At 53.7% G+C, this 26,004-nt stretch carries 26 protein-coding genes; 21 read left to right on the forward strand and 5 right to left on the reverse strand.

Annotated elements, in window-relative coordinates:
• Window positions 1-173: 173 nt before the first annotated feature.
• From malX to ACH1XZ_RS05945, 6 genes are all read left to right on the forward strand, one after another.
• Window positions 174-1,766, forward strand: coding sequence for a maltose/glucose-specific PTS transporter subunit IIBC (gene malX / locus ACH1XZ_RS05920; protein ID WP_395594774.1), 1,593 nt, complete (start codon window positions 174-176; stop codon window positions 1,764-1,766).
• Between the two features lie 65 nt (window positions 1,767-1,831).
• The gene (locus tag ACH1XZ_RS05925; protein ID WP_395594775.1) at window positions 1,832-3,004 is read left to right on the forward strand and encodes a MalY/PatB family protein; all 1,173 of its coding nucleotides are present in this window, start codon (window positions 1,832-1,834) and stop codon (window positions 3,002-3,004) included.
• Window positions 3,005-3,297: 293 nt separating this feature from the next.
• Window positions 3,298-3,678, forward strand: a complete 381-nt coding sequence (locus ACH1XZ_RS05930) for a Csu type fimbrial protein (RefSeq protein WP_395594776.1) — start codon at window positions 3,298-3,300, stop codon at window positions 3,676-3,678.
• A gap of 20 nt (window positions 3,679-3,698) precedes the next feature.
• Window positions 3,699-4,415: a fimbrial biogenesis chaperone gene (locus ACH1XZ_RS05935; protein WP_395594777.1), complete on the forward strand. Its 717-nt coding sequence runs from the start codon at window positions 3,699-3,701 to the stop codon at window positions 4,413-4,415.
• Window positions 4,381-6,735: a fimbria/pilus outer membrane usher protein gene (locus tag ACH1XZ_RS05940; RefSeq protein WP_395594778.1), complete on the forward strand. Its 2,355-nt coding sequence runs from the start codon at window positions 4,381-4,383 to the stop codon at window positions 6,733-6,735. The genes ACH1XZ_RS05935 and ACH1XZ_RS05940 overlap by 35 nt, the downstream gene beginning before the upstream one ends.
• Window positions 6,714-7,664 carry a spore coat protein U domain-containing protein gene (locus ACH1XZ_RS05945; protein ID WP_395594779.1) on the forward strand — a complete coding sequence of 317 codons (951 nt, stop codon included), beginning with the start codon at window positions 6,714-6,716 and terminating at the stop codon, window positions 7,662-7,664. The genes ACH1XZ_RS05940 and ACH1XZ_RS05945 overlap by 22 nt, the downstream gene beginning before the upstream one ends.
• Here ACH1XZ_RS05945 and ACH1XZ_RS05950 read toward each other — a convergent pair.
• Window positions 7,648-8,232 carry a TetR/AcrR family transcriptional regulator gene (locus ACH1XZ_RS05950; protein WP_395594780.1) on the reverse strand — a complete coding sequence of 195 codons (585 nt, stop codon included), beginning with the start codon at window positions 8,230-8,232 and terminating at the stop codon, window positions 7,648-7,650. The genes ACH1XZ_RS05945 and ACH1XZ_RS05950 overlap by 17 nt on opposite strands.
• Before the next feature lie 88 nt (window positions 8,233-8,320).
• Here ACH1XZ_RS05950 and ACH1XZ_RS05955 point away from each other — a divergent pair, with 88 nt between their 5' ends.
• A complete protein-coding gene (locus ACH1XZ_RS05955) occupies window positions 8,321-8,791 on the forward strand; it encodes a nuclear transport factor 2 family protein (protein WP_395594781.1) in 471 nt (156 codons plus the stop codon).
• 52 nt (window positions 8,792-8,843) lie between these two features.
• Here ACH1XZ_RS05955 and ACH1XZ_RS05960 read toward each other — a convergent pair whose 3' ends face one another.
• The gene (locus ACH1XZ_RS05960) at window positions 8,844-9,221 is read right to left on the reverse strand and encodes a VOC family protein (protein ID WP_395595557.1); all 378 of its coding nucleotides are present in this window, start codon (window positions 9,219-9,221) and stop codon (window positions 8,844-8,846) included.
• Window positions 9,222-9,505: 284 nt separating this feature from the next.
• Here ACH1XZ_RS05960 and add point away from each other — a divergent pair, with 284 nt between their 5' ends.
• Window positions 9,506-10,507, forward strand: a complete 1,002-nt coding sequence (add, locus tag ACH1XZ_RS05965; RefSeq protein WP_395594782.1) for an adenosine deaminase — start codon at window positions 9,506-9,508, stop codon at window positions 10,505-10,507.
• A gap of 45 nt (window positions 10,508-10,552) precedes the next feature.
• Here the strand turns inward: add and ACH1XZ_RS05970 are convergent, their stop codons facing one another.
• Window positions 10,553-11,593 (reverse strand): oxidoreductase, encoded by a 1,041-nt coding sequence (locus tag ACH1XZ_RS05970; protein WP_395594783.1) that lies wholly within the window; start codon window positions 11,591-11,593, stop codon window positions 10,553-10,555.
• A 236-nt stretch (window positions 11,594-11,829) separates the two neighbouring features.
• Here ACH1XZ_RS05970 and blr point away from each other — a divergent pair, with 236 nt between their 5' ends.
• From blr to gstA, 13 genes are all read left to right on the forward strand, one after another.
• A complete protein-coding gene (blr, locus tag ACH1XZ_RS05975) occupies window positions 11,830-11,985 on the forward strand; it encodes a division septum protein Blr (protein WP_395594784.1) in 156 nt (51 codons plus the stop codon).
• Window positions 11,986-12,088: 103 nt separating this feature from the next.
• Window positions 12,089-13,459: a GH1 family beta-glucosidase gene (locus ACH1XZ_RS05980; RefSeq protein ID WP_395594785.1), complete on the forward strand. Its 1,371-nt coding sequence runs from the start codon at window positions 12,089-12,091 to the stop codon at window positions 13,457-13,459.
• Window positions 13,460-13,748: 289 nt separating this feature from the next.
• Window positions 13,749-13,964 carry a transcription modulator YdgT gene (ydgT, locus tag ACH1XZ_RS05985; RefSeq protein ID WP_123650417.1) on the forward strand — a complete coding sequence of 72 codons (216 nt, stop codon included), beginning with the start codon at window positions 13,749-13,751 and terminating at the stop codon, window positions 13,962-13,964.
• Window positions 13,965-14,047: 83 nt separating this feature from the next.
• Window positions 14,048-14,488: a DUF2569 domain-containing protein gene (locus ACH1XZ_RS05990; protein ID WP_395594786.1), complete on the forward strand. Its 441-nt coding sequence runs from the start codon at window positions 14,048-14,050 to the stop codon at window positions 14,486-14,488.
• Window positions 14,489-14,564: 76 nt separating this feature from the next.
• The gene (rsxA, locus tag ACH1XZ_RS05995) at window positions 14,565-15,146 is read left to right on the forward strand and encodes an electron transport complex subunit RsxA (RefSeq protein WP_035896786.1); all 582 of its coding nucleotides are present in this window, start codon (window positions 14,565-14,567) and stop codon (window positions 15,144-15,146) included.
• A complete protein-coding gene (gene rsxB / locus ACH1XZ_RS06000; protein ID WP_395594787.1) occupies window positions 15,146-15,721 on the forward strand; it encodes an electron transport complex subunit RsxB in 576 nt (191 codons plus the stop codon). The genes rsxA and rsxB overlap by 1 nt, the downstream gene beginning before the upstream one ends.
• Entirely contained in the window at window positions 15,714-17,801 is a 2,088-nt protein-coding gene (gene rsxC / locus ACH1XZ_RS06005) for an electron transport complex subunit RsxC (protein WP_395594788.1), read from the forward strand. The genes rsxB and rsxC overlap by 8 nt, the downstream gene beginning before the upstream one ends.
• Window positions 17,802-18,854 (forward strand): electron transport complex subunit RsxD, encoded by a 1,053-nt coding sequence (gene rsxD / locus ACH1XZ_RS06010; protein ID WP_395594789.1) that lies wholly within the window; start codon window positions 17,802-17,804, stop codon window positions 18,852-18,854.
• Window positions 18,855-18,862: 8 nt separating this feature from the next.
• On the forward strand, window positions 18,863-19,483 hold the full coding sequence (gene rsxG, locus ACH1XZ_RS06015; RefSeq protein WP_395594790.1) for an electron transport complex subunit RsxG: 621 nt from the start codon (window positions 18,863-18,865) through the stop codon (window positions 19,481-19,483).
• A 3-nt stretch (window positions 19,484-19,486) separates the two neighbouring features.
• A complete protein-coding gene (locus ACH1XZ_RS06020; RefSeq protein WP_395594791.1) occupies window positions 19,487-20,185 on the forward strand; it encodes an electron transport complex subunit E in 699 nt (232 codons plus the stop codon).
• Entirely contained in the window at window positions 20,185-20,820 is a 636-nt protein-coding gene (gene nth, locus ACH1XZ_RS06025) for an endonuclease III (RefSeq protein ID WP_395594792.1), read from the forward strand. The genes ACH1XZ_RS06020 and nth overlap by 1 nt, the downstream gene beginning before the upstream one ends.
• Before the next feature lie 592 nt (window positions 20,821-21,412).
• Complete coding sequence (gene dtpA, locus ACH1XZ_RS06030) at window positions 21,413-22,918, forward strand: dipeptide/tripeptide permease DtpA (protein WP_395594793.1); 1,506 nt, start codon at window positions 21,413-21,415, stop codon at window positions 22,916-22,918.
• A 148-nt stretch (window positions 22,919-23,066) separates the two neighbouring features.
• Complete coding sequence (gene gstA / locus ACH1XZ_RS06035; protein ID WP_395594794.1) at window positions 23,067-23,672, forward strand: glutathione transferase GstA; 606 nt, start codon at window positions 23,067-23,069, stop codon at window positions 23,670-23,672.
• 110 nt (window positions 23,673-23,782) lie between these two features.
• On the opposite strand, the gene pdxY is transcribed toward gstA, so the two are convergent.
• Window positions 23,783-24,643, reverse strand: a complete 861-nt coding sequence (gene pdxY, locus ACH1XZ_RS06040; protein WP_123650422.1) for a pyridoxal kinase PdxY — start codon at window positions 24,641-24,643, stop codon at window positions 23,783-23,785.
• Window positions 24,644-24,707: 64 nt separating this feature from the next.
• The gene (gene tyrS / locus ACH1XZ_RS06045; protein WP_395594795.1) at window positions 24,708-25,982 is read right to left on the reverse strand and encodes a tyrosine--tRNA ligase; all 1,275 of its coding nucleotides are present in this window, start codon (window positions 25,980-25,982) and stop codon (window positions 24,708-24,710) included.
• Between the last annotated feature and the right edge of the window lie 22 nt (window positions 25,983-26,004).

Raw genomic sequence — 26,004 nt, forward strand, 5'->3', positions numbered from 1 at the left:
CCCGCAGGGCTCCTTTTGCTCAACAGATAAAACGTTTTATCAACAGGTGTACTTTATAAACCTTATTATCACTTGCTTTTGTGATTTGTTTCTCACTAAAAAATGGTAAAACGTTTTATCTTCCTGTCCCGTGATTGTTAGAAACCCTTTTTTCAGGATTAAGGAGTCGTTTCATGACGGCGAATACCGCACCAAAAGTCACCCTCTGGGAATTTTTCCAGCAGCTTGGCAAAACCTTTATGCTGCCGGTTGCCCTGCTTTCCTTCTGCGGGATCATGCTCGGGATCGGCAGTTCGCTAAGCAGCCATGACGTCACCACGCTGCTGCCGTGGCTTGATACGCCATTCCTGCAAGCCGTCTTTATCTGGATGAGCAAAGTCGGCTCCTTCGCATTTAGCTTCCTGCCGGTGATGTTCTGTATTGCCATTCCACTGGGGCTGGCTCGCGATAACAAAGGCGTTGCGGCGTTTGCCGGTTTCGTTGGCTATGCGGTGATGAACCTGGCGGTGAACTTCTGGCTGACCGCCAAAGGTATCCTGCCGACCACCGACGCAGCGATTCTGAAAGCCAATAATATTCAGAATATTATCGGTATTCAGTCTATCGACACCGGGATCCTCGGCGCGGTTATCTGCGGGATCATCGTTTGGATGTTTCACGAGCGTTTCCACACTATTCGCCTGCCAGATGCGCTGGCCTTCTTCGGCGGCACCCGCTTTGTACCAATTATCACCACCGTTGTGCTGGGCCTGGTTGGCCTGGTTATCCCGCTGGTTTGGCCAATTTTTGCCATGGGTATTAACGCGCTGGGCCATGTTATCAACAGCGCCGGTGATTTTGGTCCGATGATTTTCGGTACCGGTGAACGTCTGCTGCTGCCGTTCGGCCTACACCATATTTTGGTGGCGCTGATTCGCTTTACCGAAGCGGGCGGCACCATGGACGTCTGCGGCCACGACGTGAGCGGCGCGCTGACTATCTTCCAGGCGCAGCTGAGCTGCCCAACCACCAACGGCTTCTCCGAAAGCGCGACCCGTTTCCTGTCTCAAGGTAAAATGCCGGCCTTCCTCGGCGGCCTGCCGGGCGCGGCGCTGGCGATGTACCACTGTGCTCGTCCGGAAAACCGTCATAAAATTAAAGGCCTGCTGATTTCCGGCGTGATTGCCTGCGTGGTTGGCGGCACCACCGAACCGCTGGAATTCCTGTTCTTGTTCGTCGCGCCGGTACTGTACGTTATCCACGCGCTGCTGACCGGTCTGGGCTTCACCATGATGGCCGTGCTGGGCGTGACCATCGGGAACACCGATGGCAACATCATCGACTTTGTGGTGTTCGGCATTCTGCACGGCCTGTCCACCAAGTGGTATCTGGTACCGGTCGTGGCGGCGGTCTGGTTCGCGGTTTACTACGCGATTTTCCGCTTCGCTATCGTACGCTTTAACATCAAAACGCCGGGTCGCGATGTGGATACCGCTCCTGCGGCAGAGCACACCACCAGCGGTGCGACCGGTAAATCGGGCTACAACGTGCCGGTTATCCTTCAGGCGCTGGGTGGCGCTGAAAATATCGTATCCCTCGACAACTGCATTACTCGTCTGCGCCTGTCGGTAAACGACATGGATAAAGTGGATGTCGATACGCTGAAAGCCAACCGTGCCATTGGCGTGGTGAAGCTGAACCAGCACAACCTGCAAGTGGTCATCGGCCCACAGGTTCAGTCGGTGAAAGACGAGATGTCGGTACTGATGAACTCCGTGCAAGCGTAAAGCCCTTTGCCCCTGTCTCCAACAGGGGCAAAATAGTCTTATCTTCTCTTCGTTAGGATCTCCACATGTTTGATTTTTCAACGGTGATTGACCGACACGGCACCTGGTGCACCCAATGGGACTATGTTGCCGACCGCTTTGGCGATGCCGACCTGCTGCCCTTTACCATTTCTGATATGGACTTCGCCACCGCGCCCTGCATCCTGGACGCCCTGAGTAAACGGCTTTCCCACGGCGTATTTGGCTACAGCCGCTGGAAAAACGATGAATTCCTTCCGGCTATCGCCCACTGGTACGCCCATCGTTTTCATGCGGTGATTGATACCAACACGCTGGTTTACGGCCCATCGGTTATCTATATGGTGGCCGAGATGATTCGCCAGTGGTCCGCGCCCGGAGACGGGGTCGTGGTTCATACGCCTGCCTATGACGCATTCTTTAAAACTATTGAAGGCAACCAACGCCGCGTGGTCGGCGTTCCGATGGATAAGCAAAACGGCCAGTGGTTCTGCGATATGGACAAACTGGAAGCGGTGCTTGCCGAACCACAGAACACCGTGCTGCTGCTGTGTAGTCCACAAAACCCGACTGGCAAAGTCTGGACCCGTGGTGAGCTCGAAACCATGGCCACGCTGTGTGAAAAGCATCACGTTCGCGTCATTAGCGATGAAATTCACATGGATATGACCTGGCAGGGCCACGCGCATATTCCGTGGAGTGAAGTGGCTCGCGGCGAGTGGGCGCTGTTCACCTCAGGGTCAAAGAGCTTCAATATTCCGGCATTCACCGGCGCATACGGCATGATTGTTGGGGATACGGCACGCGAAGCCTATCTTACCGCGCTGAAAAACCGCGATGGCCTCTCCTCACCTTCTGTTCCCGCGCTGGTCGCCCATATTGCCGCCTACGAGCAAGGGGAAACCTGGCTGGATGCGCTGCGCGATTACTTACAGGATAATATGCGCTATATCGAGCAGACGCTGAATGCCGCCTTCCCGGAATTAAAGTGGGCGGTGCCACAAGCGACCTATCTGGCGTGGATTGATTTACGTCCGCTGAATATTGACGATCGTGAGTTGCAAGACGTGTTAATTAAACAGCAGAAGGTCGCCATTATGCCGGGGTATACCTATGGCATAGAAGGTAACGGTTTTATTCGTCTTAATGCCGGCTGCCCGCGTGTGAAGCTGGAGCAAGGCGTTGAAAGGCTGATCGCGGCTATTCGTACCCTACGTTAGCCGCCTTTGCGCAATGCTGCCAGGCATTGCGCAAGCATTACCTACTAGTCTTCAATTGTTAATATCAGATCTTATCATTCACATATCCTAGACATAGCACGATTGCTCAATCTAAGACTATTCCTAACCCCTATTCTCCGCTCCCGTTATTATCCCACCCCGAAAATTATTAATATTTAGCGAGTTTTAAAATGATTAACCGTCAAGCCACTGCGTTAACTCTGACTGCGATTAGCATTTTATTTTCATCTGCTGCGTTTGCAGATGATTCATCCCTGACGGCATCTGCGAATATGCACGTCAAGTTGACCGTCGAGAAATCTTGCCAGATAAGCGTTGCCGATATGGATTTTGGTTCACACGCCAGCGACTCCGGTGAAATTGACGTTTCTGCTGACGCCTCTGTGACCTGCACCAACGGCACCAGTTATAACCTCATCAGCGAGAGCGGTCGCACTTATGCAATGAAAAACAAAGACGCTTCGGAAACGGTGGCCTACAACCTCTACGGTGACTCCGGCAGGACAAGCGATCTCTCTACGACAGCAATTTCTGGCAGCGGTAACGGCTCCGCTCAGATGATCCCAATTTACGGCAAAGTGGCTGCTGATGCGCTGGCGCAAGCGCCCGCGGGCGATTACACCGATACCGTAACCCTCACCGTCACTTACTAATTTCATTTCAGGCTTAGCATATGAAACGCAAACTGGCTGGCATCATTCTTTCTACTTTAGGAACGTTAGTAGCTCTGCCTTCGTATGCAGCCACGCTGCAGGTGTATCCGGTTAACGTCGGTTTTTGTGCCGGGGAAACCGCCCAAGCTATCTACGTGAAAAACGTGGGTAGCGCGGCTATTGGCGCGCAGATTCGCGTTTACGCCTGGCATCAGCAAAACAATAAAGACACCCTGAGCGACACCGAAGATTTGCTGGTCAGCCCGCCGATGACCAGCATTCCCGCGTCTCGCCAGCAGCTTATCCGCGTGATCCTTCCGGTGCCGCCAGACGGTGATACCGAGCGGGCTTATCGTCTGGTGGTTGATGAACTGCCCGGCAGTAACAACATGACGGAAAAAGATGGCGTGCGTTTTCTTCTGCGCTACTCCATCCCGGTTTTTGTGAACTGCAAAGACCAGCAGCCGGATCTCAACCGCGTGACCTTCTCCATCGACCGTCTCGCACATCCGGTGATGCTTAAAGTCCGTAACAATGGCACACAGCACCTCAAGTTAAGCGATATCACGCTTCACGCCGGTGCGCAGAGCGTGCCAATAAGTAAAGGGTTACTCGGCTACGTACTGCCTCAAAGTGAAAAGGAATGGCCTCTCCCGAAAGGAATTACTAATGCGTCATCTTTATCACTAAATCTGAACGATAATGAGAAAAAACAGACCATCAATATTACTCCGTAATACCCTACCACTCTGGTTTTTAGTCTGTACTCACGCCTACGCCGCAGAGAATACGACACTTTACCTGACCGCAACGGTTAACGGGCAGGCCATTAAAGGTTTTGTGAAAGCCAAAAATATTGATAATAAACTCTATATTTCCGCCAATGATGCCAAAAAACTCGACATCAAAACGGCCTCTCTACCCGAAAAACAGGGCTATCTCGAACTCAGTCCACAGGACGGTCTGGACGTCACCTTCGATAATCTGAGCCAGAGCATCAACATTGTGGCCAGCAAAGATTGGCTAGGACGTGACAGCCGCCTGGCCAACCGCAATGGTTCGCACCTGGTTCATAGCTCTCAGCTTTCGCCTGAAGTCCGCGGGCTGGCGCTGAACTACAACGTTTTTACCAGTCACGAAAGCGGTGAGCAGGATGCATCGCTGTTCAGCGAGTTTCGGACCTTTGGCCTGGGCCCCGGCTTTTTTAGCTCATCGTTTAACAGCAAAGACTCGACCAGCCCAACTGACGCCGAACGCGGTACGCATCGGTTAATGAGCAGTTGGGTTTATCAAAACGTCGATAAGCTGTTCTCAATGACGCTGGGCGACAGTTTTACCACCACCCAAAGCTGGAACAGCAGCGTACGTTTTGGCGGCATCAATATTGCTCATAACTACGCCACGCAGCCTAACTTCAGCACCTCATCGCAGGATATTCTGACCGATAGCGTCACTCTGCCATCAACCGTGGATTTGTACGTCCGCGGGGTGAAAGCGTCGTCGCAGCGCGTTGACCCCGGACAATTTACCCTCAATACCGCGCCAATTTTCACCGGCAATGAAGGCGCGCAGGTGGTGATTACCGACATCAACGGCCAGCAGCGCGTGGTGAATCTCGATCTCTATGGCGCCACGCAATTACTCTCTGCCGGGCTGAACACCTGGGGTGTCAGCGCGGGCTGGGTACGAAAAGATTACACCTACCAATCAAATAGCTATGACAGCGAATTTGTCGGCGTCGGCGATTGGCGCTATGGAGTCAGTAATAAATCGACGGTTGGGTTACATGCCGAACAAAGCGCAAAGTTGCACAATGAAGGCATGGGCTGGGATTACCTGCTGTCGCCGACGCTCGGCGTATTTCACCTTAACGCCTCTGACAGCCAGTATGATGAAAATAGCGGCTCACAGTGGGGTTCCGGCTGGCAGTGGAATAATCGCCGCTATAACATCGCGCTAAACCATTCACAGGCCAGCAACGGTTATCGGGACGTGTCATCCATTGCGGACAATACTCTGACAACCCGTGAAGATTCAGCGTTTGCCAGCGTGACCTTTGATGCAACCGGCACTTTCGGGGTGAGCTGGGTGAACCAAACCTACCTGGACTCCTCATCGCAGTATGCTGGCGTGTCGTGGTCGAAGAGCTACGTTCATGGCATTACGCTTGCCACCAGCCTGACCCGCGAACTGGGTGACGAACGTAATACGACGGTTTTCCTGAACTTCAGCATGCCGCTGAACCAGCACAAAGATTACCTCTCGCTGCAAGACAGCCATGATAACGATGGCAACGCCATGCAGGCGAGTCTGGCCCACTCGCTCGATGCGAATAAACCTGGCTGGGGTTGGAACATGTCAGCCCAAAGTGGGGGCAACGCCGCCGTCCACGCCACCGTCCAGCACCGTAATCACTGGAGCGATATGGCATTGGGCTTTAACCGCCAGGACAACGCCAGCGATTATTATGGCTCTCTGTCCGGCGCCCTTGGCCTGTTTATGGGCCATCTGTACGCCACCCGCGTGTTGGGTAGCGCCTTTGCCATTGTGGATACTTCACACGTGCCGGATGTACCGGTTTACCTGGAACACCGCCCCGTGGGGCGTACCGATAAAAATGGGATGTTATTCCTCAACAACCTCAATCCTTATCAGGAAAACCGTCTGGATATCGATGTGCTGCAGTTGGACGAAGAGTACCGCGCACCTTACACCGGTGAGGTTTTGATCCCGAAAACTGCCAGCGGGGCGCTGGCTAAATTCACCATTTATAAAACCCATGCGCTGTTGATGACGGTGAAAACCGCCGACGGTAAAAACGTGCCGTTCTCGGCACAGGTCAGCGTGAGTACGGCGCAAGGTGAAGCGCCATCACACGGTACGCAACAAACCATCGCCGGCTACGATGGAAAAATATACCTTGAAGACCCTCCGGCTAGCGGCAAAGTTAGCGTTCAGTGGGCGTCCTCATCCTGTCAGGTGACGCTGCCGCAGCAGCTCAGCCATTCCCATTCTGTAGAGGCCATCAACGCACTATGTCAGCCACTCGCTCATTAGGATTCATCAGCCTGCTTCTGGCGCTGATGGTGGTATTATGCCCGGCCGCTAAAGCGGCAGACTGCTGGAACGGCAGCCCTCCCGGACTCAATTTTGGCACCGTTACCCCTGGCGCAAGTAGCACCACCAGCACGAAGCTGTCGTTCACCTGCAATAACTACGATGGTCAGGCTGAGTATGTTCGCGCCTGCCTGAAGCTCATGGCCAATGACCCTATCCCCATGAGCCAGAATGAACCATCCACCACACCACTCTATTTTTCGCTCTACTCCATTTACGATCTGCATCATCCGCTGAGTCAAAACAGTGATGTTTACGCGCAAATTGATATGGAACTGGTGAGCGGTCAAAGTAACGTCGAGCATGATATTCCGCTCATCGGCAAGATAAATCCCGGACAGAAGGATATCAGCGCCGGGACCTATTACGATTATGCTACCAGCGTACAGATTCGCTACGCTTCAGCATCATCAATGCAGTCGTTGCCCTCATGTAGCGGGCTCTCGGGAACGCTGGTTACCGACCAAATCAGCGCCACGGCGACAGTGAAAAATGGTTGTGAGATTGTCAGCGTCGATGACATGGAATTTGGCAGCAAAACCCCTGCCGCAGCGAATGCGTTGCAGGCAAGCTCAACGGCCAACATCAGCATTCAATGCCCAACGGGTACCTCATATTCCGTCGGGATAGGCCATGGCCTGCATCCTGACGGCAATGCGCGTTCGCTGTGCCATAACGGCGAATGCGTCAGCTATGGTCTCTATCAGGATGCCGCACATTCTGTTGAGTGGACACAAGATAACCAGGAGAAACAGTATTCCAGCAGCGGACAGCCGCAGGAGCTGGTGGTCTACGGGAATGTCCCCGCGCAGAAATGGCCCTCTCCCGGCGCGTATACCGACACAGTAGTGATTACGCTGACCTACTAGCAGCAGCCAGCAGCGCGGTTAACATCTGGCGTAGCTGCCCTGTAACCCGTTCGACGGGATACCCCATCTGCGCGTGCATAATCGCACCGTCCAGCGCCATGACAACGGCGGCAAGCGCTGAATCATCAAGTGACCACCGTGTCGCCAGCTCGGCGACCACGGCGGCTTTATGGTCACGCGTCAGTTGCTCAACCTCCGGCAGCGCCTCACTCATCTCTGCCGTCGCATTCAAAAACGCGCAGCCGCGAAAGTCAGGCTGCGCCCACCAGAGGCACAGGGTGGAAAGCAACGCTTCCACTGGGTCAGGCATCGAGGTTTCATGTTGCTTTAACGTATTGGAAAACCAGTCCATCCATAGGGTATGACGGTAATCCAGATAGGCGAGGATCAGTAAATTTTTACTGGGAAAGTGGCGGTAAAACGTCACTTTGGTGACGCCAGCATGCTCGATGATTTTATCGATTCCCGTGGCGCGGATGCCGTGGAGATAAAACAAGGTGTGCGCGGATGTCAGAATTTTCGCTTTAGCACTCACCGCACGCGAGCTGCTGTTTTCCCTATTCATCATCTTTTTTCTCCGTTGACAAACACAGGCGGTCGGAATACGTTAGCATCAAGTAGACAGACCTGTCTACATCACAAAACCGGAGATTCCTATGAGCACTAGCCGCCCGCCGCTTCCTCCTTTTACGCGTGAAAGCGCGATCGAAAAAGTCCGCCTCGCAGAAGATGGCTGGAATAGCCGCGACCCGGCCAAAGTCGCTTTGGCCTACACGCTGGATACGCAATGGCGTAATCGTGCGGAGTTCGTCAATGGCCGCGCTGAAGCGCAGGAATTTCTGGCGCGGAAATGGAAAAAGGAGCTTGAGTATCGGCTAATCAAAGAGCTTTGGGCGTTTGAAGGCAATCGCATTGCCGTGCGCTATGCCTATGAGTGGCATGATAATTCCGGCAACTGGTATCGTTCATACGGCAATGAAAACTGGGAATTTAACGACGATGGTCTGATGCAGCGCCGTTTCGCCTGCATCAACGACCTGCCCATTCGCGAAGATGAACGTCTGTTCCATTGGCCACAGGGACGCCGCCCGGATGATCACCCGGGGCTCAGCGAGCTGGGGCTATAACGCCCGCGTTATTGGCGCGTAAAATGACGGGTATGGCCTTTTGAGTCATGCCCTAAATAGCCCATGCTTTATTCTGCAACACCACCCGATAACCGTCAGGATCAACGAATGTCTGACCGTTCGCGTCCCAGTAAGGGTTAAACGACGGCGTTGAGACGAAGCCTGCGCCTTTCATTCTCGCACAAGCCCGTTCCCACTCAGCATGTTCCGGATAATACAGCACCAGCAGATCGTCTTCCGTCGGCGATGGCTGAACGGGATGGTGATGGCAGACGGTGAATTCAATATGCCAATCTAAATCTTCCCGACCTAACATCATGCCGTTGAAACCATCGTGATCGTTAAACCCTGCAATTTTCTGCAGTTCGAGTCCCTGACAATACATCAGAGCCGTCTGTTCGAGATGCGTGACGGGTCTGGCAATACGCATATGGGTAAACACGGTGTGAACTCCTGCTGTCGATAGGATGAAATTCTGCCGAGTTTACACATGATGACGCATTTCAATTGTCGGTAAGAGCCATCTGCCTATAGCGCTACTAATCACTGGACTGATTGCGTTTTATTATGGCAACGGTCGCAAAAATAAAACCGCCGAGGAAGCAGGTGTTCATATCAGAAATAACTATTGCTAGCCGCCCTGAACCGCACTTTTAACTGGTTACTAACCTGTTGTATAATGGTTTGCACTTTAACTAAAAAAAGAGTGCGATCATGATTGATATCAACCTGCCTTTAACCGATGTCCACCGCCACCTTGACGGTAATATTCGTGCCCAGACCATCCTCGATCTTGGCCGTCAGTACAATCTCGCGCTCCCTGCTACTACGCTTGAAACCCTACTGCCACACGTGCAGGTCACCAGCAATGAACCCGATCTGGTGAGCTTCCTGAGCAAGCTTGACTGGGGAGTAAAGGTTCTGGCCTCTCTGGATGCCGTACGCCGGGTGGCTTATGAAAACATTGAAGATGCGGCCCGTAATGGTCTGCACTATGTTGAGCTGCGATTTTCGCCACGCTATATGGCTATGACGCACCAACTGCCCGTCGACGGCGTGGTAGAAGCGGTCATCGCCGGGGTTAAAGAAGGCTGCCGCGCGTTTAACGTCGACGCACGTCTTATCGGCATTATGAGCCGTACCTTTGGCGAAGCGGCCTGTGAAGAAGAGCTGAATGCGCTGCTTGCACACCGCGACGGTATTACCGCGCTCGATCTGGCGGGTGATGAGCTGGGTTTCCCAGGACATCTGTTCCTTAACCATTTCACCCGCGCGCGCGATGCTGGCTGGCGTATTACCGTACACGCGGGCGAAGCCGCGGGCCCGGAAAGCATCTGGCAAGCGATTCGCGACCTCGGCGCGGAGCGAATTGGCCACGGCGTGAAGGCGGTACAGGATCCAGCGTTGATGGATTTCCTCGCGGAAAAACGCATCGGCATCGAGTCCTGCCTGACCTCCAACATTCAGACCAGCACTGTGCCATCGCTGGCTCAACATCCGCTGAAAACGTTCCTTGAGCACGGCGTATTGGCGAGCATCAACACCGATGACCCGGCAGTCCAGGGGATTGATATTCAGCACGAATACCATACCGCGGCTCCGGCAGCGGGTCTGAGCAAAGAGCAGATTCGCCAGGCGCAAATCAACGGTCTGGAAATGGCATTCCTTACCATAGCCGAAAAACAGGCGCTTATCGCACGCGTCAAACAGGCATAAAAAAACCGGCAGGTACACCCTGCCGGTTTTTCCATTTCTGGATTCTTACACTAACGTCAGTGCAGCTCTGTGCTTCGCAGACTCAATACCCAGTTCAATCAGTTCCATAATCTGGATAGCCTGATTTGCCGGAACCGGGTTCTCACCAATGCCGTTCAGCGCATCGCGAATCGCAGCATAATAGGCAGGATAATTGCCCGGCTGCGTCAACAACGTGGTCTCCACCCGCGTTTCACCTTCAACCGTGGTTAAGATACCGTCGCGCATATCGTAACCCCAGTCTGACTGCGGTAAACGCTCGCCGTTTTTCAGGCGATCTTCTTGCGGGTCAAGACCAAATTTGACATAGCTTGCCTCGGTACCGTGCACGATATAGCGCGCCGTTTCCGCTGCCGCCAGCAGTGTGCCATGCAGCACCACGCGACGCTGTGGATACGTTAAGACCGCATGGAAGTAATCGGTCGACTGCGCGCCCGGGCGCAGTTGACCAAGATCGACATACAGGCTTTGCGGTAAGCCAAACAGGCTGACGGCCTGATCAAGCAGATGCGGGCCTAAGTCGTACCAGATACCGCTCCCCAGCCCAGCCTGTTCACGCCAGCGGGCGCGTACCTGCGGTCGATAGCGGTCGAAATGCGATTCGAAATGGGCAACCTCACCCAACTTACCTTCGTTGATCAGCGCTTTTACCGTCAGGAAGTCGCTGTCCCAGCGGCGGTTATGGAACACAGAGAGCAGCTTACCGTGCTGCCTGGCGAGGGTATCCAGCTCACGCGCTTGTGACAGTGTCACGGTGAAAGGTTTATCGACCACCACGTTTTTGCCCGCTTCCAGCGCTGCTTTCGCCAGCGGGAAATGGGTATCGTTCGGCGTTGGGATAACAATCAAATCAATATCAGGATTGTTAAACAGCGCGGCGGGGTCTGAAACTACCTGCACCGTCGGCCAGTCGGCATGGACCTTACTCGCATCGCTGCTGGAGACAACAGACAGCTCCATACCCGGCGTACCGCTGATAAGCGGCGCGTGAAATGTTTTACTGGCATAGCCATAACCCACTAGCCCAACACGGATTTGGTCACTCATGTGTCGCCTCACTTCTTTATTTGATGTGCTTGATTGCATTTTGTAATCGATTTCATTATTTGAACTCATCTGATAGTTTCATACAACAGTTTAATAACATTCTGGCGTATCAACCCGTCAATTGATGAAATAAACACCACCTGTCGAAACGATTCGGCTGAAAACTTGCGTTGTGACGCCAGCACGCTAAGATCTTGCTCTGGCATTATTTTCTCAATGGACTGTTAGCTAATTTCATGAATTCCGTATTGACTCGTATTGTTGAATTAATTGGTTGGATTATTCTGGGCTTCTCCGTTCTGCTGTTGATTGTGGCCCACCACATTGATAACTATCAGCCACCTGAACCGGCTACTGCCACGCTGCAAAAAACCGTCACCCCTTCTTCTTGAAAAAGTGATTCGGATCTCATCTATGGAACCGGTTTCTGAAACCGGTTGCACAGCTTAATCTCACTCTTTACACTCGTGATATCACACAGGTAAGGAGTGTTTTATGTCTGCTTTTCCCCCAAATTTCCTCTGGGGTGCTGCTACCGCAGCGTACCAGGTTGAAGGTGCACACGATGAAGACGGTAAAGGCCCGTCTATCTGGGATATTTTCTCCCACCAGCCAGGGACAACCTATCAGGGTACGAACGGCGATATCGCCGTTGATCACTACCATCGCGTAAAAGAAGACGTCCAGCTCATGGCCGAAATGGGGCTGCAAAGCTACCGTTTCTCTATCTCGTGGCCTCGTCTGCTGCCAAACGGCCGTGGCGAGATAAATGAAGCGGGCGTGAAGTTTTACAGCGATCTGATTGATGACCTGTTAGCACATAATATTGAGCCAATGATTACCCTTTATCATTGGGACCTCCCGCAGGCGTTGCAGGATGAAGGCGGCTGGGAAGCCCGCTCAACGGCAGAAGCCTTCGAAGAATATGCGCGACTGTGCTATGCCCGCTTTGGCTCACGCGTCCAGAAATGGGCGACGTTTAATGAAACCATCGTCTTTATTGGTCACGGTTACATTACCGGTAGCCACCCGCCTTCAGTCCGCAACCCGGCTCGCGCCATTCAGGCCTGTCACCACGTATTTATTGCCCATGCGCTGGCGGTTAAAGCCTTCCGAGGGATGCAAATCAAAGGCGAAATTGGCTTTGTTAACGTACTGCAACCGCATTCACCGCTGACCGATAGCCCAGAAGATAAAGCGGCGACGGCGCTGGCGGACGCCATCCATACTCACTGGCTCTACGACCCGGTGCTAAAAGGCCGCTACCCTGACGAACTGCTGGCCCAATCCCAGGCCCTGTGGGGTGTGCCGCGCTTTGCTCCGGGTGATGACGAATTACTGCGTAACAACCGCTGTGATTTTATCGGCCTGAACTACTATCGTCGTGAAACCGTCTCTGCCACACCGCCGGTAGAGAAAGTCAGCGGTGAGCAAGGTGTTGAAGGGCTCTTCTATTTCGTGCGCAATCCGCAGAGTGTTTACACTGAATGGGGCTGGGAAATCTGGCCGCAGGGGTTAACCGACGGCATTATGATGATCAAAGAACGCTACGGTGATATTCCTATTTATATTACCGAGAACGGTCTGGGCGCAGTCGATCCTATCGTCGATGGCGAAGTGGTCGACACCCCACGCATCGATTTCTTACGCGTGCACATAGAAGCGCTGGAAAAAGCCATTGCGTTGGGAGCCGACGTTCGAGGTTATTATCCGTGGTCGTTTATCGATCTGCTGAGCTGGCTCAACGGATACAAAAAACAGTATGGCTTTGTCTACGTCGACCATAAGCAAAATCTGGCGCGCAAACGTAAGAAAAGCTTCTTCTGGTATAAAGACGTGATTGCCAGCCGCGGCGAAAATCGTTAATTTCCCTTAAAATCAGGGTGCGGCAACGCGCCCTGATTGCATAAAAAATCGCTTTTTCTGGCTCAAAATCAATAAGCACATTTTCTGTTATTGTAATTCCCGCCTATAACCCAAATAATCCAGGCTATCCTGCTGAGGTTTAGTCATCTGCACTGAACGCTCGATAAAAACGGATGTCGAAACACCTATTAGCAGTACAAACTCTATTAACCGCTTCGCGTATCAGCCTTCCTGGCTGCTTTAAACACGTTGTTCGGTGAGCCTTAACATTATAAATGGATACCTACAAATGACCGTTTTGGATTATTTATTGAAATTCCGCAAAGTCAGTTCATTGGATAACCTTGAAAAACTCTACGATCACCTTAACTATTCGCTGACCAACACTGAAGAACTTATCAATATGTATCGTGCCGCCGACCACCGTCGAGCAGAGCTGGTATCCGGCGGTCGGCTGTATGATGTTGGCCAGGTGCCAAAATCCGTTTGGCGATTTGTGCAATAGTAGTTTTTTCCAGAGCGCCAGTTGCTTATACTCCTCGGCCTGTATTTTTCTCTCTTCACTGGCGCTGATTTTCAGGAGACACAATGTCAGATAATTCTGCAGAACGTATTGGCGGATGGCTGCTTGGCCCGCTGGCCTGGCTTATCGTTCAGTTAATAAGCATCTGCCTGACGCTTATCAAATTTGGCTATGTGCTACTGACACCACAAACGCTGGGGCTGGTTAAAGAGATGGGGGCTGCGAATATCACGTTGCTCGCCCTGTCCTTCCTGTCGTTTATTGCCATGTGTTATTACACGCTGTGGCTGACTATCGCCTTCTTCAAGCGTCGCCACAACGTACCGAAACACTACATTATCTGGCTGATGATCGGTGTGCTGCTGGCGGTTAAAGCTTTCGCCTTTTCCCCGATTTCTGACGACCTTGCCGTACGTCAACTGTTGCTTCCGCTACTTGCGGCGGCGTTGATTGTGCCGTATTTCAAACGCTCGCAGCGGGTAAAACGCACCTTTACGCACGCGTAATAACCCCACACTTAGCCTGTTGTCGCCCGCGGCACTTTATCAGATAATAGGTGGCTTTTTTGTTACAGGTCGAAAGATGACTGACTATTTATTGCTCTTTATCGGTACCGTTCTGGTAAATAACTTCGTCCTGGTGAAGTTCCTGGGGCTATGCCCTTTCATGGGGGTTTCCAAAAAACTGGAAACCGCGATGGGGATGGGCCTGGCAACCACCTTCGTGATGACGCTGGCCTCTATCTGCGCCTGGCTGATTGACACCTGGATACTGATCCCGCTGGATTTGGTTTACCTACGCACGCTGGCATTTATTCTGGTTATTGCCGTGGTGGTCCAGTTCACCGAAATGGTGGTGCGGAAAACCAGCCCGGCGCTCTATCGCCTGCTGGGTATTTTTCTGCCGCTCATTACGACTAACTGCGCCGTACTCGGCGTGGCGCTGTTGAACATCAACCTCGGCCATAACTTCCTGCAATCCGCGCTGTACGGTTTCTCAGCAGCCGTCGGGTTTTCGCTGGTCATGGTGCTGTTCGCCTCTATTCGCGAACGTCTGGTGGTATCCGACGTTCCCGCGCCCTTCAAGGGCAACGCCATTGCGTTGATCACCGCAGGTTTAATGTCATTAGCCTTTATGGGCTTTAGTGGGCTGGTGAAGTTGTAATGATGACCTTCTGGATTGCTGTCGCTGCAATCAGCCTGTTGGGGCTGATTTTTGGCGTCATTCTGGGTTACGCCTCACGACGTTTCGCCGTTGAGGATGACCCGGTTGTAGAAAAAATTGATGAACTGCTGCCACAGAGCCAGTGCGGCCAGTGCGGCTACCCGGGCTGTCGCCCGTATGCGGAAGCGGTCAGCAACGGTGAAAAAATTAACTGCTGCGCACCCGGCGGCGAAGCCGTGATGCTGAAAATCGCCACGCTGCTCAACGTTGATCCGCAGCCGATTGGCGGCGATGAAAATGCAGCAGAGCCCGCGCGTATGCTCGCCATTATCGATGAAAATAACTGTATCGGTTGTACCAAATGCATTCAGGCTTGCCCGGTAGACGCCATTATTGGCGCGACGCGAGCGATGCATACGGTGGTCAGCGACCTGTGCACCGGCTGTAACCTGTGCGTCGCACCTTGCCCGACGCAGTGTATTGAGTTACGTCCCGTAGAGACGACAACCGACAGCTGGAAATGGGATCTGCACACCATCCCGGTACGAATTATTCCTGTGGAACACCATGCTTAAGCTATTCTCCGCCTTCAAAAAAGACAAAATCTGGGATTTCGACGGCGGTATTCACCCGCCCGAAATGAAAACCCAGTCTAACGGCACGCCGCTGCGCCAGGTTCCCCTTGCTCAGCGTTTTGTTATTCCGTTGAAGCAGCATATTGGCGCAGAAGGTGAACTCAGCGTGAAGCCAGGCGATCGCGTGCTCCGCGGTCAGCCGTTAACGCGCGGCTGGGGACGTATGCTGCCGGTCCACGCGCCCACCTCCGGGACCATCGTTGCGATTGAGCCTCATGCTACCGCGCATCCTTCCGCCCTGCCGGAAATGAGCGTCATTATCGAAGCTGACGGCGAAGACCGCTGGATTAACCGTGACAGCTGGAGTGATTACAAAAATCACAGTCGCGAAGCGCTCATAGAACGTATTCATCAGTCTGGCGTGGCCGGTTTAGGCGGCGCGGGTTTCCCGACGGGTAACAAACTGCGCGGCGGTGGTGACAAAATTACCACGCTGATAATCAACGCCGCCGAGTGCGAACCGTACATCACCGCCGACGACCGATTGATGCAGGATTGCGCTGCGCAGATCGTCGAAGGCATTCAGATCCTTGCGCACATTCTTCAGCCGCAGCAGGTACTGATAGGGATTGAAGATAATAAACCGCAGGCTATCTCAATGATGCGCGCGGTGCTGGCAGACACTCATGGTATTAATCTTCGCGTTATCCCGACGAAATACCCTTCTGGCGGCGCGAAACAGCTGACGCAAATTCTCACCGGCAAACAGGTTCCACACGGTGGTCGTTCATCAGACATCGGCGTACTGATGCAAAACGTCGGTACCGCTTACGCCGTAAAACGTGCGGTCATTGATGGCGAGCCGCTGACCGAACGCGTGGTTACGCTAACCGGTGAGTCCGTCGGCAAGCCGGGCAACGTCTGGGCGCGTCTGGGGACACCGGTTCAGCATCTGCTCAAACACGCCGATTTTTGCCCAACCAGCGATCAAATGGTGATTATGGGCGGCCCGCTGATGGGCTTTACCCTGCCCTGGCTTGACGTGCCGGTGGTGAAAATCACCAACTGTCTGCTGGCACCTTCTGCTGCCGAAATGGGTGAGCCAGAAGAAGAGAAAGGCTGCATTCGTTGCAGCGCCTGTGCCGATGCCTGCCCAGCAGATTTACTGCCACAGCAGCTTTACTGGTTCAGCAAAGGCCAGCAGCACGATAAAGCGACGGCACACAATCTTTCTGACTGCATCGAGTGCGGAGCCTGTGCCTGGGTCTGCCCAAGCAGCATCCCGCTGGTGCAGTATTTCCGCCAGGAGAAGGCTGAAATTAGCGCCATCCGCCAGGAAGAGCAGCGAGCGGCAGAAGCCAAAGCGCGCTTTGAAGCTCGTCAACAGCGTCTGGAACGCGAGAAAGCCGCCCGCGAAGAGCGCCATAAAAAAGCTGCCGTTCAGCCAGCGGCCAAAGATCAGGACGCCATTCACGCCGCGCTTGCTCGTGTTCGTGAAAAACAGCAGCAGGCCGCTCAGCCTATTGTGATTCAGGCTGGGGCACAGCCAGACAATAGCGCGGTTGCCGCCGCACGAGAAGCGCGTAAAGCGCAGGCGCGCGCGGCACAGGCCGAAAAACAGCAGGCAACGGCAGAAACCGCTGACCCGCGTAAAGCCGCGGTAGAAGCCGCCATTGCACGTGCTAAGGCACGTAAAACGGAACAACCCGCTGGCGTGGGAGCAACTGCCGTAGATACCACCGTCGACCCGCGTAAAGCGGCCGTCGAAGCGGCTATTGCCCGCGCCAAAGCACGCAAGGCAGCCGAGCAAGCTCCGGTTGAGCCCACTGCCGCTGAAGCGGCCATCGACCCGCGTAAGGCAGCCGAGCCAGCCCCGGTTGAACCCGCTGCCGCTGAAGCAGCCATCGACCCGCGTAAGGCAGCCGTCGAAGCGGCGATTGCGCGCGCCAAAGCGCGCAAGGCAGCCCAACAGGATATCAGCGAGCCTGCCGCCAACGACGACCCACGCAAAGCCGCCGTTGCCGCTGCTATTGCCCGTGTTCAAGCCAGGAAAGCCGCTCAGGCCGTTAACGAGGATTAAATGGTTTTCAAAATCGCAAGTTCCCCTTATACCCACAATCACCGCCAGACATCGCGGATTATGCTGCTGGTGGTTATCGCCGCCCTGCCGGGCATTGTGGTCCAGAGCTGGTTTTTTGGCTGGGGAACCGTCATTCAACTAGTGGTGGCTATACTGGCCGCCTGGCTTGCTGAGTCACTGGTGCTTCGTCTTCGCAAACAAAATATCGGCCAGACGCTTGCCGATAACTCTGCGTTGCTGACCGGCCTGCTACTGGCTATCAGTATTCCGCCGCTGGCGCCGTGGTGGATGGTGGTATTAGGCACCGTGTTTGCCGTTATTATCGCCAAGCAGCTTTATGGTGGGCTGGGGCAGAACCCGTTCAACCCGGCCATGATTGGTTATGTTGTGCTGCTGATCTCCTTCCCTGTGCAGATGACGTCATGGTTGCCGCCGCACGATATCGCCGCCACGGCGCCTGGCTTTATGGATGCTATCCACGTTATTTTCAGCGGCCATACGGCGGCGGGTCAGGATATGAATGCCTTGAAGATGGGCGTTGATGGCATCAGCCAGGCCACGCCACTCGATACCTTCAAAACATCGCTTCATGCCGGACATCCGGTAGATGAGATCCTGAAATCGTCAATTTATCACGGTGCGCTTGCGGGAGCGGGATGGCAATGGGTCAACGTCGCCTACCTGGTTGGCGGTCTGTTCCTGCTGTGGCAGAAAGCGATTCGCTGGCATATCCCGGTGAGTTTCCTGGTGAGCCTGGCCGTCTGCTCCACGCTCGGCTGGCTGTTCCACCCGGAAAGCGTCGCCTCGCCGCAGATGCACCTGCTCTCTGGTGCCACCATGTTGGGCGCGTTCTTTATCCTGACCGACCCGGTGACCGCGTCAACCACCAACCGTGGTCGTCTGATTTTTGGCGCGCTGGCTGGTCTTCTGGTGTGGTTAATCCGTAGTTTTGGCGGGTATCCGGATGGCGTGGCGTTTGCCGTGCTGTTAGCCAACATCACCGTACCGCTGATTGATTACTACACGCGCCCGCGCGTTTACGGACACCGCTGAGGATTCACATGTTAAATACCATGCGTAAACACGGTGTCACGCTGGCGCTGTTCGCAGCCGGTTCTACCGGGCTGACGGCGGCAATCAACCAGTTGACCAAGCACACCATCGACGACCAGGCCGAAAAGCAGCAAAACGCCCTGTTCCAACAGGTCATACCGCCGAGCAGCTATAATAATGACCTGCTGAAGAGCTGCTTTGTGGTCGAAGCCGCGGAGCTTGGCAAAGGCACACATAAGGTCTATATCGCTCGTCAGGACGATAAGCCGGTCGGCGCCGTACTCGAAGCCACCGCACCAGACGGCTATTCTGGCGCCATTCAGTTGTTGGTCGGAGCCGATTTTAACGGTACCGTACTCGGCACCCGCGTAACCGAGCACCATGAAACCCCGGGGCTCGGCGATAAAATTGAGCTTCGCCTGTCTGACTGGATAACCTTCTTCGCCGGGAAAAAAATCGACGGCGCGAACGATAGCCAGTGGGCGGTGAAGAAAGACGGCGGCCAGTTCGACCAGTTCACTGGGGCGACCATCACCCCTCGTGCGGTGGTGAACGCGGTAAAACGCGCGGGGCTGTATGCACAAACGCTGCCCGATCAACTGTCACAACTGCAAGCCTGTGGAGAGTAAACGATGAGCGAGGTTAAAGAGGTTATTGTCCAGGGGCTCTGGAAAAATAACTCCGCACTGGTTCAGCTTTTGGGGATGTGCCCGCTGCTGGCGGTCACCTCGACCGCGACCAACGCCCTTGGTTTGGGCCTTGCCACGACGCTGGTATTGACGCTCACCAACCTGGCTATCTCCAGCCTGCGTCGCTGGACGCCAGCGGAAATTCGTATTCCTATTTACGTCATGATCATTGCCTCGGTGGTCAGCGCCGTACAGATGCTGATTAACGCCTATGCATTTGGTCTGTATCAGTCGCTCGGGATCTTTATTCCGCTTATCGTCACCAACTGTATCGTGGTAGGACGTGCGGAAGCCTTTGCCGCGAAGAAAGGCCCGGCGCTCTCCGCGCTGGATGGCTTTGCTATCGGTATGGGCGCAACCTGCACGATGTTCGTGCTGGGCTCCATTCGTGAGCTACTCGGCAACGGGACGCTGTTCGACGGCGCTGACGGGCTGCTCGGCAACTGGGCAAAAGTGCTACGAATCGAAGTCTTCCATACCGATACTCCTTTCTTGCTGGCGATGCTGCCGCCAGGCGCATTTATCGGTCTGGGAATGCTACTGGCTATCAAATATCTTATCGATGAACGGACTAAGAAACGTCATGCTCAGCAGGCCGCCACTGCCGAAAGCGTGAACGTGGATGGGGCAGAGAAGGCCTGATGAACAAAACCAAACGTCTGGAAATATTAACCCGGCTTCGGGACAACAACCCGCACCCGACCACCGAACTCAACTTCACTTCGCCGTTCGAATTACTGATTGCGGTTTTGCTCTCCGCACAGGCAACGGACGTTAGCGTGAACAAAGCGACCGCCAAACTCTACCCGGTGGCGAATACACCGCAGGCGATGCTCGATTTGGGCGTCGATGGCGTGAAGGCGTACATCAAGACGATTGGCCTGTTCAACAGCAAAGCGGAAAACGTTATCAAGACCTGCCGCATGCTGCTGGAACTGCACGACGGTGAGGTTCCTGAAGACCGGGCAGCGCTTGAGGCTCTCCCTGGCGTCGGGCGTAAAACCGCTAACGTGGTGCTGAACACTGCATTTGGCTGGCCGACCATTGCCGTCGATACCCACATCTTCCGCGTCTGCAACCGCACGCAGTTTGCCCCAGGAAAGAACGTAGAACAGGTAGAAGAGAAGCTGCTGAAAGTCGTACCCGCCGAATTTAAGGTCGACTGTCACCACTGGCTCATCTTACATGGACGCTACACCTGCATCGCCCGCAAGCCACGTTGCGGATCTTGTATTATTGAAGATCTCTGTGAATTTAAAGAGAAAGTCGAGCTGTAGACCCTATTTCGCGGTTTGGCAAGTCTGCCTGCCGCGTCCCTCTGAATGACTAAACCGCTTTTAATCCTATCTATTTATTCATTTTTTGGCATTTCTCACGCCTATATAATGCTTTTACAGATTAAACAGGTCATCACTGCTAAAATTTTCTATACAAAAACTGACCAGATCATCACCACAACATGATGTTGCATTTATGTTTCTTTACCAGCAATTCGCTTACATCATTAGGATGAATCCTCCGTAACGCACAATATGATCATCCAGTTATTTTTCAGAATCCAGCCTATATCACTATATGAAAGCGCGATCAGCAGAAGATATCGTTAAATTCCGGTTTTCTCCCCTCTTCTTCAGAATAAAAAACCGCTTAAATTTAAAGCGTAAAATTTAACGCTAAATAACATTTATATGTCTGGTTAATTATTCCACTCTTTTTATTTGTAACAGAGTATTGCAAAGGCCTTGTCTGAAAGCGCAGGATAGTGAACATTACTTCCCGTTTCCCTCCAGAATAACTATAAGGTGGATGCCAATGAGCACTCCGCCCAGTACACCCCCCATTAGAATGGGATGTAAATAAGAGGTATATGTGTCTACTGCAAACAATAAACCAACTGAAAGCGTAAGTTTGAACGCTTTCAAACAACCTAAAGCGTTCTATCTCATCTTCTCTATCGAGTTATGGGAGCGTTTCGGTTTCTACGGCCTGCAAGGCATTATGGCCGTTTACCTGGTTAAACAACTGGGTATGTCAGAAGCAGATTCCATCACTCTGTTCTCTTCCTTTAGTGCATTAGTTTACGGTCTGGTTGCTATCGGCGGCTGGCTGGGCGACAAAGTACTGGGTACGAAACGCGTGATTATGCTGGGTGCTGTGGTACTGGCTATCGGCTATGCGCTGGTCGCGTGGTCGGGTCACGATGCAGGCATCGTTTATATGGGTATGGCGGCAATCGCCGTGGGTAATGGCCTGTTTAAAGCTAACCCGTCTTCCCTGCTCTCTACCTGCTATGCAAAAGACGACCCGCGTCTGGACGGTGCATTCACCATGTACTACATGTCCGTCAACATCGGTTCGTTCTTCTCTATGCTGGCAACCCCGTGGCTGGCTGCTAAATACGGCTGGAGCACCGCGTTCGCGCTGAGCGTTGTCGGTATGCTGATTACCGTTGTGAACTTCGCATTCTGCCAACGTTGGGTTAAACAGTACGGTTCCAAGCCAGACTTTGAGCCGGTTAACTATCGTAACCTGCTGCTGACCATTGTCGGCGTGGTGGTTCTGGTAGCCGTAGCGACCTGGCTGCTGCACAACCAGGGCATCGCACGTATGGTTCTGGGCGTGATTGCACTGGGTATCGTGTTCATCTTTGGTAAAGAAACCTTCGCAATGAGCGGTGCGCCGCGTCGTAAAATGATCGTGGCGTTCATTCTGATGCTGGAAGCGATTATCTTCTTCGTGTTGTACAGCCAGATGCCGACCTCTCTGAACTTCTTCGCGATTCGTAACGTTGAGCACTCCATTCTGGGTATCGCGTTCGAACCGGAACAGTATCAGGCACTGAACCCATTCTGGATCATCATCGGTAGCCCAATTCTGGCCGCTATCTATAACAAGATGGGCGACAACCTGCCAATGCCAACTAAGTTCGCGATTGGTATGGTGCTGTGCTCCGGTGCCTTCCTGGTACTGCCGCTGGGCGCTAAGTTCGCTTCCGACGCGGGTATCGTTTCCGTTAACTGGCTGATCATCAGCTACGGCCTGCAGAGCATCGGTGAACTGATGATTTCTGGTCTGGGTCTGGCGATGGTGGCACAGCTGGTTCCACAACGTCTGATGGGCTTCATCATGGGTAGCTGGTTCCTGACAACTGCCGGTGCAAACATCATCGGTGGTTATGTTGCAGGCATGATGGCGGTTCCAGAAAACGTGACCGACCCACTGATGTCCCTGGACATTTATGGCCACGTATTCCTGCAGATTGGTGTGGCAACGGCCGTTATCGCCGTGCTTATGCTGCTGACCGCGCCGAAACTGAACCGTATGACTCAGGACGACGCAAAACCTGCTGCTGACGGTAAAGTCGCTTCCGTATAACGTCATCGGGAAACGGATAAATATTTAGGCCGCTAACTTCTGTTAGCGGCTTTTTTTTTATCGCTTCAGGCACTAACATACCTCCATATCCCTCGGCTGCCCTTCCGCCGCGGGAAAACAAAAATAACCAAGTCTGAAGGAGTTACCCATGAAATTGTTCTACAAACCCGGCGCCTGTTCCCTTGCATCGCACATCACCCTGCGGGAGAGCGGAAAGGACTTCTCGCTTATCGGCGTCGATCTGATGCAAAAACGCATGGAAAACGGTGACGATTTCCTGAAGGTCAACCCAAAAGGCCAGGTTCCTGCCCTGCTACTGGACGATAACACTCTGCTGACGGAAGGCGTGGCTATCATGCAGTACATCGCCGATAGCGTTGCGGACCGCCAGCTGCTGGCACCGGTTGGCAGCATCAATCGTTACAGAACGCTGGAATGGCTGAACTACATCGCGACAGAGCTGCACAAAGGCTTTACGCCGCTGTTCCGTCCTGATACTCCGGAAGAGTACAAACCAACGGTGCGCGCACTGCTGGATAAAAAGCTGGCTTATATCGATGAATCACTGGCGCATGCACAGTGGATCAGCGGCTCACGCTTTACTATTGCCGATGCCTATCTGTTTACCGTGCTGCGCTGGGCGTTTGCTGTGAAGCTGGAAATGGCGGGATACAAAAATATTGCGGCCTACATGGAACGCGTTGCGGCGCGTCCAGCGGTTGCGGCAGCCATGACGGCTGAAGGTCTGAAGTAATATCGGTGCGCTGGCTCCCCGGAGTCGGCGCTTCGCACCTCGGCCGGGCTACAAATTAGTGGTAGCCCGGCCGAGCTTCGCGACGCCGGGAACGGCGCCGAACGAAAAGTTTACAGCTGAGTCGCGCTAAAACAATGCACTGGCTTCGCAATACGATCCTGCGCCGCCACTACCTGCAACTCATACTCACCCATCTCTTTCGTCGTCACCATAATCTCATACACCGCCGCAGTTACGTGCTCCAGCGCATCGCGAAGCGTCGCCCCCTGTAGCAGCTTAACCAGCAGCAGACCGCTGGTCACATCGCCAACGCCCACCGGGTGACGCGCGCCAAAGTCGATCAGTGGACGGCTGATATGCCAGGCTTCATCCGCCGTCACCAACAGCATCTCAAAACGGTCCTGACTGTAGCCTGCGCGCGCCAGATGTTTCACCAGCACGATTTCCGGCCCCTGGGCAATCAGCTCACGCGCGGCCAGCACCGCATCAGCGACATCCTTCACGTCGCGACCGGCGAGAATTTCCAGCTCAATCAGGTTTGGCGCAATAATATCGCTGGCTGGCATAGCATAGCGCTTATGGAACTCCGCCACGCCCGGTGCCACGATACAGCCTTTTTCCGGGTGCCCCATAACCGGGTCACAGAAAAACTTCGCCTGTGGGTTTGCCGCTTTAACCTGGCGCACGATGCCAAGAATATGCTCCCCCTGCTCCGCAGAGCCCAGATAGCCGCTCAGCACCGCGTCACAGCGTTTCAGCTGATCGATAGCCGCAATGCCCTGCACAATCTCTGTCAGATGCGCTGGCGGCATCACACAGCCCGTCCACTGACCATACTGGGTATGGTTGGAGAACTGTACCGTATTCAGCGGCCAGACGTTTGCACCAAGGCGGCGCATAGGAAACTCCGCGGCGCTATTGCCCGCATGCCCAAAAACGACGTGAGATTGAATGGCGAGGATGTTGTTCATTAGCTCTACTCAAACGACAAAAAAGAAGGGGGCGTAGTTTCCCACGCCCCCTCGTTTCGGAATATTACTTCCAGCAGATCAAACAGTAATTTTTCTTACCACGGCGTAACAGGGTGTAACGACCGAAGAGAATATCGCTATCCTGGAAGAAATATTCCGGGTCAGCCTGTTTTTGACCGTTGATGGTGACCGCGTTAGAGGCGATGGTTTTACGCGCCTGGCCGCGAGACGGCTGCAGTTCGGCGTCCACCAGCGCCTGCATCAGGTCGGCACCTTTATCCATCTCAACCATCGGCACGCCGTCCTGCGCCAGCTGTTCGAAGTCTGCTTCGCTCAGCGCGCTCAGTGAACCACTGAACAGGCTGTCGGTGATGCGTTTTGCAGCTACCAGACCTTCTTCGCCGTGCACCAGACGAGTCACCTGCTCGGCCAGCACATACTGGGCGCGAGGTGCTTTACCGCTGTTTTTGTCTTCTTCTTCCAGGGCATTAATCTCTTCAATGTCCATAAAGGTGAAGAACTTCAGGAAGCGATAAACATCGGCATCCGCGGTGTTGATCCAGAACTGGTAGAATTTGTACGGGCTGGTTTTCTTCGGATCCAGCCAGACTGCGCCGCCCTCGGTCTTACCGAACTTAGTGCCGTCAGCTTTAGTGATCAGCGGAACGGTCAGACCGAACACTTGATTCTGATGCAGACGACGGGTCAGGTCGATACCGGAGGTGATGTTACCCCACTGGTCGGAACCGCCAATTTGCAGCGCCACGCCGTGCAGCTTGTTCAGGCAGGCAAAGTCATAGCCTTGCAGCAGGTTGTAGGAAAACTCGGTGAAGGAGATGCCCTGATCGTCACGATTAAGACGCTGTTTCACCGCTTCTTTGTTGATCATCTGGTTAACAGAGAAGTGTTTGCCGATGTCACGCAGGAAGGTCAGCACGTTCATGCCGCCAAACCAATCATAGTTGTTGGCCGCGATAGCCGAGTTATCGCCGCAGTCGAAATCGAGGAACGGTGCCACCTGTTTGCGGATTTTATCCACCCACTCCTGCACGGTATCTTCGGTATTCAGTTTACGCTCGGCCGCTTTAAAGCTTGGGTCGCCAATCAGACCGGTTGCGCCGCCGACCAGTGCAACAGGCTTATGCCCTGCCTCCTGGAAGCGTTTCAGGCATAACAAAGGAACAAGATGCCCCAAATGCAAGCTGTCAGCGGTAGGATCGAAGCCGCAATAGAGCGCGATCGGGCCTTGCGCCAGTCGCTCTGCTAACGCTACCTCGTCCGTTACCTGGGCGACTAGCCCCCGCTCTTGCAGTTGTTTAATCAAGTTACTGCTTGCCATCAAATTCTCCATCTATATCCGA

It is taken from the genome of Kluyvera chengduensis (assembly GCF_044197065.1).
Lineage (GTDB): Bacteria > Pseudomonadota > Gammaproteobacteria > Enterobacterales > Enterobacteriaceae > Kluyvera > Kluyvera ascorbata_C.